This window comes from Nocardia barduliensis (assembly GCF_013315795.1).
GTDB lineage: Bacteria > Actinomycetota > Actinomycetes > Mycobacteriales > Mycobacteriaceae > Nocardia > Nocardia barduliensis.
Genome location: NZ_JABLTE010000308.1, coordinates 1 through 412, shown reverse-complemented (window position 1 = coordinate 412; position 412 = coordinate 1). Strand labels below are relative to the sequence as shown.

The 412-nt window shown below is 64.1% G+C and carries 1 pseudogene; it reads left to right on the top strand.

Annotated elements, in window-relative coordinates:
* Window positions 1–342: pseudogene (locus HOV91_RS39350) on the top strand (hypothetical protein); the annotation flags it as partial.
* Between the last annotated feature and the right edge of the window lie 70 nt (window positions 343–412).

The following is a 412-nucleotide window of genomic DNA, read 5'->3' as shown; positions in this document are numbered from 1 at the left end:
GACGTGCCGGATCCGCGCGTGCGCCTGCGCCAGCTGTTCCAGATGGTGGCGCATGAAGTGCAGCCGCACATCATCTACAGCGAGCTGCTGAAGGCACTGGATCATCCGATGGTGCGGCCGGTGATCGACCGCGTCTCGCAGCGCCGCCTCGATTATCTGGTCGCCTCGTTCCGCCAGGCGGGCCTCAGCTCGACCGATGCGCGTCATCGGGCACGCCTTGCCTACGCCGCGTATGTCGGCTTCCTGCAGTTGTCGTTGCAGCTGCAGCAGCCCAAGCAGGCGCGCGAGGATTTCGAAGCGTACGTCGAGCATCTGATCGAGACGCTGATTCCGAACGGATGAGCACCCGGGAATGATGTTGAAGCAAGGCCGCGGCGACACCGCGGCCTTTTTTGTTGTGCCTGGCCAGCTG